Annotated in this window: 7 protein-coding genes; 1 reads left to right on the forward strand and 6 read right to left on the reverse strand. The window is 37.3% G+C overall.

Going from position 1 to position 9,168, the window contains the following annotated elements:
• Nucleotides 1-66 precede the first annotated feature (66 nt).
• From GNY06_RS04695 to GNY06_RS04710, 4 genes are all read right to left on the reverse strand, one after another.
• Nucleotides 67-267, reverse strand: a complete 201-nt coding sequence (locus tag GNY06_RS04695) for a hypothetical protein (RefSeq protein ID WP_166519021.1) — start codon at nt 265-267, stop codon at nt 67-69.
• 64 nt (nt 268-331) lie between these two features.
• Complete coding sequence (gene lysA, locus GNY06_RS04700; protein ID WP_166519022.1) at nt 332-1,531, reverse strand: diaminopimelate decarboxylase; 1,200 nt, start codon at nt 1,529-1,531, stop codon at nt 332-334.
• A 35-nt stretch (nt 1,532-1,566) separates the two neighbouring features.
• Nucleotides 1,567-2,790 (reverse strand): 3'-5' exonuclease, encoded by a 1,224-nt coding sequence (locus GNY06_RS04705; RefSeq protein WP_166519023.1) that lies wholly within the window; start codon nt 2,788-2,790, stop codon nt 1,567-1,569.
• 35 nt (nt 2,791-2,825) lie between these two features.
• Nucleotides 2,826-4,349 (reverse strand): helicase HerA-like domain-containing protein, encoded by a 1,524-nt coding sequence (locus tag GNY06_RS04710; RefSeq protein ID WP_166519024.1) that lies wholly within the window; start codon nt 4,347-4,349, stop codon nt 2,826-2,828.
• Between the two features lie 609 nt (nt 4,350-4,958).
• Between GNY06_RS04710 and GNY06_RS04715 the strand changes: the two genes are divergently transcribed.
• Nucleotides 4,959-6,977 (forward strand): TonB-dependent receptor, encoded by a 2,019-nt coding sequence (locus GNY06_RS04715; RefSeq protein ID WP_166519025.1) that lies wholly within the window; start codon nt 4,959-4,961, stop codon nt 6,975-6,977.
• 108 nt (nt 6,978-7,085) lie between these two features.
• Here GNY06_RS04715 and trxA read toward each other — a convergent pair whose 3' ends face one another.
• Both trxA and GNY06_RS04725 read right to left on the reverse strand, forming a co-directional pair.
• Nucleotides 7,086-7,388 carry a thioredoxin gene (gene trxA / locus GNY06_RS04720; protein WP_166519026.1) on the reverse strand — a complete coding sequence of 101 codons (303 nt, stop codon included), beginning with the start codon at nt 7,386-7,388 and terminating at the stop codon, nt 7,086-7,088.
• 40 nt (nt 7,389-7,428) lie between these two features.
• On the reverse strand, nt 7,429-8,826 hold the full coding sequence (locus tag GNY06_RS04725; protein WP_166519027.1) for an MBL fold metallo-hydrolase: 1,398 nt from the start codon (nt 8,824-8,826) through the stop codon (nt 7,429-7,431).
• Between the last annotated feature and the right edge of the window lie 342 nt (nt 8,827-9,168).

Consider the following 9,168-nt stretch of genomic DNA (forward strand, 5'->3'; position numbering starts at 1 on the left):
ATCTAAATTTGTTCGTTGTTTTTTTAATTTAAAAATTAAATTGTATCAGAAATTGATTTAGAAATCTTACCAATCGCCATCTTCACTTAAATCAGGTTGTCTATCCCACTGCTGATCTACTGTTGGTGTGGGTCTTCCTGGATCAATAATAGCTGATCCCGTGGCAATTTTCTCCTCCATTTCTATAAAGGTAAAGTCTACTTCAGGACGAGTATAACTCCTCAGTTCATTGTAAAACTGACTGCTTGTTTTTAATTTTTTTTTCATCTTTTAATAATTTTGATTAGGTTTTAAAAATTTAGATTTTTATATAAATTTGGTTGTTATAATTTTACAATACTTCTATTTGATTCTTTAGGAGATCTTCAAAAACCTCTCTCTTTCGGATAAGGTGAGCTTTTCCTTTCATAAACATTACTTCCGCAGGTTTTAGACGACTGTTGAAATTAGAACTCATCTCAAAACCATAAGCACCTGCATTCCGCAATACCAGAACATTCCCTTCTTTCACCTCATTAATCTTTCTATCCCAAGCAAAGGTATCGGTCTCACATATATTGCCGACCACGGTATAAATACGCTCGGGCCCTACTTGATTGGAGAGGTTTTCAATTTTATGATAGGAATCATAAAACATAGGGCGTACTAAATGGTTAAAACCAGAGTTAACTCCCACAAAAACAGTGGCGGTGGTTTGCTTGATTACGTTAGCGCTTACCAAGAAACTACCACTTTCACTCACTAAATATTTACCGGGCTCAAACCACAATTCAAAATCTTTTCCAGATTCTTTTTTGAAGGCAGTTATCGCTTTTAATACTTTTTTACCTAAGCTTTTAACATCGGTTTCCAGCTCTCCCTGCTGATAAGGAACTTTGAAACCACTTCCCATGTCTATATATTTAATATCAGGGAAATACTCTAACATTTGAAACATAATCTCCAAGCCCTGAATAAAAACATCTATATCTTTAATTTCACTGCCGGTATGCATATGTAATCCCTCAACTTTTAATCCTGTGGTTTTTACAATACGCTGTATATGTCTTAACTGATGTATGGAGATTCCAAACTTGCTATCTATATGACCAGTGGAAATTTTATAATTTCCACCCGCTAGAATATGGGGATTAATTCTCACAAATACGGGATATGTATCTCCATACTTATTGCCAAATTGCTCCAAAATTGAAATATTATCTATATTGATGTGCACCCTGAGTCGCATCGCTGTTTCAATCTCGGTAATATCTACACAATTGGGTGTAAATAAAATTCTGTCTGGGGTAAAGCCAGCTTTAATGGCCAAGCTTACCTCATGAATACTAACACAATCGATATTGGCTCCTAACGCCTGTATATATTTTAAAATATTAATATTGGTCAATGCTTTTGCAGCATAGAAAAATCTGGTCTTGTCATCGAACGATTCTGTAAGCTTTTTATATTGTTCTCGGATTTTTTCAACCTCGTAAACATATACGGGAGTACCGTATTCTTCTGCAATTTTTAATAATTCTTGATTTTTCATATCGATTTATACCCTACTGTATATCACTTATCTTCTCATGTGGTCGGGAGATTTATAATCTCATAATCACTTCGCAGCAAAGATAATTTTAATTCGTTATATATTGAATAATTTACTATATGAATTTTATTTTTTAGCTTATTCAATTTACTACGGGACTTAATCTGATGATGAAGGTCGTAAAAACCATAAGCTGTAAGATTTCCATCCTCTAAGACTAAAAAGGATTTTTCACTTTTAGTCCGGCCTTCTGAAATCCATATTTCATTACGACCTTCAAGTGAGAGAAAGTCTCTCAACGTCTTAGGATCATCCTGGAATCGTTCCTGGCTCTCTACAAACTTCTGTACCCGCTGCCCCTGAGAAAAGGACTGAAACCTGATCAGTTCTCCGCTATTTTCCTTCGTTCTTTCCACCACATATCTCCCGTTTTTATAGTAAAAGCCAAAAGGCAATACCGTAATTTTTTTCTTAGTGGTCTGCAGCATCATGAGCCTCGCTATAGTTTCGGTTCCGGTAAATTCATAGTAAATCTTTGTAGTCTCCTCTTTCAATTTCTCCCATTTATGGGCTCGGGATTGAAAAATTTTAGTGACCATACGATAAATATTAGGCGCATAATCTCTATGTAGAATATCACTATTCGCATTCTGAAAATAAACAATCCCCTTTTCAGATGGCAGAAACTCGGTAAGTTCCTTAATTTTCTGATTAAGCTGAAATGAAATCTTAGACTCCTTATAATGTTGTATAATCTTTTTTTCCTGATCCTTGGCCAACAGTATTTTAAATAAATCAACCGTAGCCCGGGCATCTCCGGAAGCACGATGTCTATCCGTTAATGGGATTCCTAAAGATTTGGAAAGTCGACCTAAAGAGTAACTCTCTTCATCGGGAATCATTTTTTTTGCCAGCGGAAGCGTATCTATTGTTTGTTTATGATAATCATAGCCTAGTCGATGAAAGGATTGACGCAGCATCCTATAATCAAAATCCACATTATGCCCCACTAATATCGAATCTTCCGTCAACTCTATAACTCGTTTGGCAATCTCATGAAACTTCGGCGCGGTTTTTACCATCTTAGTCGTGATCCCCGTTAATCTTTGAACATAAGGAGAAATATCTCCCTCCGGATTGACCAAAGATATAAATTGGTCTACTATTTTACGGCCATCAAATTTATATATGGCGATTTCAATAATACTTTCCTTTCTAAAAGCACCTCCGTTACCTTCAATATCTAAAACTGAATACAATTCTTTATAATTATAATTTAAATCCTCAGAACAAGCTATCTTCTTTTTTTCAATCCGAGCATTCCGAAAACCATATTGGTTACCTCTCTTACTAATGTATTTCCTACAGATTTCGCCAATGGGCTTTTCAGCACCTGCTCAAACACTCCCGCCTCCTTTTTATCGTTTCCTCTGGGCGAAACAGCCCCCTCTCCTACTACTGCTGAGTTCATTCTAGCGTTCAGTATTTCATAAGCAGATTCTCTATTAACGGATTCTTTATATTTCTGTACCAAGTTAGAGTTCTCTACAAGATGATCTATCTCCTGAGGGGTTAAAATATCCATTCGGGATTCTGGGGAAATCAAAAAAGTGTCTACCAAAGGAGTTGGAATACCTTTTTCATCCAAAGCTGTTACAAAAGCTTCCCCAATTCCCAAATTCTGAATAAGTTCTGAAGCTTTATAAAATTCTGTGATAGGATAATTCTGAACGGCCTTCTCAATTTCTTTTTTATCTTTTGCCGTAAAACCTCTTAGAGCATGCTGAATTTTTAATCCTAACTGTCCTAAAACACCCTCCGGAATATCACCAGGCACCTGTGTAATAAAATAAATCCCCACACCTTTAGAACGGATGAGCTTTACAATGGTCTCTATTTGATTAAGTAGGGTTTTAGAAGCCTGGCTAAAAAGCAAGTGGGCTTCATCAATAAACAAAGCAAATTTAGGCTTTGCTGTATCCCCTATCTCTGGAAATTTCATGTAAATTTCTGCGAGCAATGATAACATAAACGTAGAGAACAACTGAGGCTTACTCTGCATATCGGTAACCCGTAAGATGCTGACCACGCCTTTTCCGTCTCGGGTTTGCAATAAATCTTCTACTTCAAAGGATAACTCACCAAAAAATGCTCTCGCACCTTGTTGCTCCAAAGCTACTATAGAACGTAAAATAGCCCCTAAGGAAGCAGAAGATATACTTCCATAATTTCGGCTAAATTCAGCCTTCCCCTCTGCATCTTCGGCTACATACTGCAATACTTTTTTAAGATCTTCCAGATCCACTAATGGCAATATTTTATCATCACAATATTTGAAAATAATGGCCATAATACTGGACTGAGTATCGTTTAATCCCAAAATTTTACTCAACAACACGGGACCAAATTCAGTTACAGTAGCCCTCAACCTGATCCCTTTTTCATCAGAAATGCTCATAAATTCTACAGGAAAAGCCTGAGGTTGATACGACAATTTGGTTTTCGAATAACGCTCCTGAACTTTGGGCGTGTTTTCTCCTGCAGCCCCTAATCCAGAGAGATCCCCTTTGATATCCATTACCATAGTCGGAATGCCATATTGAGAAAGTTGCTCTACAAAAGCCTGTAAGGTCTTTGTTTTTCCTGTTCCAGTCGCACCTGCTATCAGCCCATGTCTATTTACTGTACTTAAAGGAATATATACGTCTACTTCAGGAAGCACTTCTCCATTAAAAATACCTTTTCCAAGTATAATTTTTTCCCCACCGCATGTATATTTTGCTGTGATCTCCTGAATAAAATTCTCCCTATCTAGCATTTTAAAATGTTTTTAACGCATAAAAATAGTCAATTTGACTGAAAAAATCGATATGTTTTTCAATATGCATATATCCCCTTGATAAAAATCAGGCCTAGTTGTCCATAAAATAAGACAATTAATTCCTAATTTTGTACAACTTTAATTTCTTTGACTAAATTTAGTTCATATTTTATCAGTCTTATCTGCTTTATTCTTATCCTACAAAAAAACTGGATTTGGGTGGAGTATAGGTTTAATATGGACTGGTATACTGAAAACTGTATCAATAAAGATCGCTCTGATTTACAATGTAATGGGAAATGCCAGCTCACAAAGGAAGAGGGTAAAAGTCCTAATTTCATATGGCTGAAAATCGCCTCCGAGTTTATTGGTCTACCCGCAATTATAAACTCATCCAGCATCCTTGAAAATACTTTATTTACAACAACGCGCTCACATGAAAGCCAACACCTTTTATTGGGATTTCTAAATCTCCCACTCAAGCCTCCCGTATTGTAATTTCTGTCTTTTTATTAAAATATATCCTCTCTTATTAGGGCTGTTGTTGAATAGCTCAGGATATATGCCATCTAGATTTATAATACTTTTAACCTATTTTCAGATACTATGTTATCCAATAGAAATATCGCTATGGCTGCATTTTTCAGCCTTAGCTCACCGCTTATTTTCGGGCAAGTTACAGATTCTTTAATCCCAAAAAATATAGAGATTGTACGCATTATAAAACACCAATCCAATAAAAAGATAATGAGCTCCCCTACTGGCATCTTAGATCACGATGCGGGGAATTTGTTAAATAATCTTCCAGAAATTGGAGGACGAAAAATTGCAGGCAGCTATGCTACAGACCCTGTACTCAGAGGATTTAAGTTTGAACAGCTGAATATTATTAGCGACGGTTCAATCACCAGCATTCAGGCATGCCCCAGCAGAATGGACCCTCCCACCAGCCAAATTAACCTGAATCTTGTAAAAGAAGTTGAAATCTATAAAGGTCCCTATCAATTTCGATTTGGAAATGCTTTTGGAGGCAGCATCAATTTTGTGAGTGTAGCTCCAGAATTCACCTCCAAACCCGAATTTAGCGGACGGCTAGCGACTGCATATGAAAGCAATAAGGCGACCTACCGAAATGAAATTCTTACCAGATTCTTTGGACCAAAATTCAATTGGGATTTATCGGGGTCTTATCAGAAAGGTGATGATTATAAAGATGGTCATGGTAAGCGCGTACCTTCAGCTTTTGAAAGATATAATATGGGGTCTCGCATTTCCTATCTCTGGAATAAGCAGCACCTTTCTACGGCTCAAATCACGACTAACCAAGCCCGAGATGTGAAATTTGCGACTGGTATGATGGACCTTATGAAAGACAATACCTGGCTCTATGTTCTAAAGCATGATATCCGCCCTCAAAATTCTATTCTAAAGAATTTGAGCCTCAGCGGATTTCTCTCTTCCGTAGATCATACCATGGGAACTCAAGATAAAAGTATGATCTCCAGAATTAAAAGCACCTCAGCAGGAGGAAGAACAGAGCTTAAAATGCAATGGGATAAGAATTTGCTCTATTCGGGTGTAGATTTTCGGCATGATGCGGAAAAAAATATTCCTCAAGGAATGACTCTGCACCACCACATGGGACACCACATGTCTATGGGGCATAATAACCCGTGGCAGAATGGACAAATCAATCGCATGGGCTGGTTTCATGAATTCCAGCGAAAATGGAATCATAATAAAATAACGGCTTCTTATCGGATGGATTATTCCCATGCTGCCGCTAATACACCCACTCATTTCTTTATGATGAAATATGGTGAGCATTTATCTTCTCACCAAACCACCAACAGCTTCAGCTTATCTTATAATAGAATATTGGATCCGCACCAACAAATCTCTATTTTAATAGGCCGTGGAGAGAGGAGCGCCAGTATTACGGAACGCTATATCAACTTTTTCCCACTCGGAAATGACAACTACCAGTATATAGGAAATCCGTATTTAAAGCCTGAGAAAAATTATCAAGTGGATTGGGTATATTCTTATCAACATCCTGCCATGAATATACAGCTAGACGTATTCTATTCCCACTTAAAAGATTTTATCTCTTCTGAAATCACAAAGGCGATAAAGCCTACCTCTATGAGATCCAAAGGGGTCAGAGAATTTACGAATATAGGTAAGGCCTATAAGACAGGTATAGAAGGTTCTGTGCAATGGAAAATCACGCGCTATTTAAATGCGGAAATGGCAGCTGCATATACTTATGCACAAAATAAAAGTCAGGGTATTCCGCTGCCAGAAATTGCACCGCTGGATACAAGATTCCGAATGGAGAGCCAACTTAAGCGTTTCAAATTGGGTGCAGAAATACGATATGTAGGATCCCAGCGCAGAGTAAATCCTTTATTTGGAGAAAGGTCTACCCAAGATTTCACCATCTTGAATATAGACGCGCATGTTGAAATTTTCAAGAATTTTACCGCTTTTTTACAATTTAAAAATGTATTCAACAAAGCCTATACAGAATATTTAAATAAAAGCACCTATACCTCAGGTTATACTGAACGCTTCTTATCACCAGGCAGAAATTTTTCCATCACCTGTTCCTATCATTTCTAAATACCAAAGTGGTCATCTATGTAGATGACCACTTTAATTTCTTAGTGAGACTACTTGTAACTAATCCCGATATAAATGCTCGAGATCTCTTATACTTCAGCACTATTTCTACTCTATATATTGCTTTAATTCTGCAGTCAGACGATTAACCTCCATCAACCCACTATGTCTGAATAAAAGCTCTCCGTTTTTAAAGATGAGCAGCGTTGGCACACTTCTAACGCCCTGTGATGAAGCAATTTCAGGATATTGATCAATATCAATTTTTACAATTCTCGCTCCGTCTCCTACATTTTTTTTTACGGAGGACAGAACGGATGACATCACCTTGCAAGGTTGACACCAAGTAGCAAAAAAGTCAATAAGCACAGGTCTTTCAGAATGTATAAGTTCATTAAATTTAGCGAACATATCGTTTATTTTTATGAAAGATACGCAAAGTAGTGTATTTTTAATCCTTGTTTGATATTCCACTCAGAGGTACCCCCGTCGTCTTTATCTGATTAAAGCCTCCTGCTAATTCAGTAAAATTTCTATACCCTCCCGCCTGCAGAAGACTCGCGGCAATCATGCTTCTATAACCGCCTGCGCAGTGAAGAAAGAAATGCTCCTCTTTGTTGAGCTCTTTAATCCAATGGTGAATATACGCCAATGGCTTATTACAGGAATTCTGCACATGTCCCTGCTCATACTCGCTCTCTTTTCTCACGTCAATTACCCTGGCGCCCTCTGTATAAATTTGTACAAACTCTTGTGGACTTATCCGATGTATTGTATCGATTTGTCTCCCAGACTGCTGCCACCCGGTTACACCTCCTTCTAAATAGCCTAATACATTATCAAAACCTACGCGACTCAATCTTGTAATGGCTTCCTTTTCCGTTCCCTCTTCAGCGACTAATAAAATCGGTTGGTTGACATCTACAATCATAGTACCTACCCATGGGGCAAATTCCCCTTTAATTCCAATATTAATAGATTGTGGAATAAAAAATTTATGGAAAGTTTCTGCTGATCGGGTATCGAGTATTAAAGCCTCCGAGCTTTGAGCAAGCTGCTCAAACGCTTCAACAGACAGAGGTCTGGACCCCTTTTGAAGTACTTTATCAAACTCTTCATAACCTTTTCTATTCATCTCCACATTCATCGCAAAATATCCTGGCGGCGGTTTTAAGCCTTCTGTAACAGCATGGATAAAAGACGCCCTATTCTTTTGATTGAGTGCATAATTTGTTTTTTTCTGATTCCCCAGACTGTCCTGGGTTTCTTTCTGCATATTCTTGCCACACGCGGAGCCTGCTCCATGGGCAGGATAAACAATAATATGATCTGCTAAAGGAATAATCTTAGTCATCAGACTGTCATAGAGCATTCCCGCAAGATCTTTATTCGTAAACCCTGTTGATTCCTGGGCTAGATCCGGACGCCCGACATCGCCTAAAAACAAAGTATCCCCTGAAAATAGAGCCCTCTCTATACCCTCATCATCTATCAATAGAAAACAAGAACTCTCCAAGGTGTGCCCTGGTGTATGCAAAACTTTTATTTTTATTTTCCCTATATTAAATATCTCTCCATCTTTTGCAATAATGGCTTCAAATTCAGGTTTGGCCTTGGGGCCATATACAATTTGTGCGTCTGTTTTATGTCTTAAGTCTAAGTGTCCGGACACAAAATCTGCATGAAAATGCGTCTCAAAAATGTATTTTAAGGAGGCCTTATCTTCGCTTAACCTCTCTAAATAAGGTTGTACTTCTCTCAAAGGATCTATGATGGCTGCTTCCCCATCAGAAACTATATAATAAGCCCCCTGTGCCAGGCAACCGGTATATATTTGTTCTATTTTCATTACAATCTATTTCATCAACCAATTAGCCCCCTAAATTACACAATTTATAATAAAAAAATAAAAATGCACTATTTGAGTATAAGATAATCAAGATTTTTATTCTAATTTTCATATCGCTGGTATAAAGCTTAAATTTAAGCGCATAGAGGGTTACCTCATAGCATATTAACCCGTGGTGCATTTAGGATAAAAAAAGGGAGCTGCTCATTATTAGCTAAATACCTAAATTTAATAGTCTAACAAACGATTAAATATGAACAGTTTTACTGCAAATTATGAAAAAATATTAGAGATACTGATAACAATTGAGAGTAAAATGAATTTTTTAAATCAAATCCGCAA

Origin of the sequence: Elizabethkingia argenteiflava (genome assembly GCF_009904105.1) — a bacterium.
GTDB classification, from domain to species: Bacteria; Bacteroidota; Bacteroidia; order Flavobacteriales; family Weeksellaceae; genus Elizabethkingia; species Elizabethkingia argenteiflava.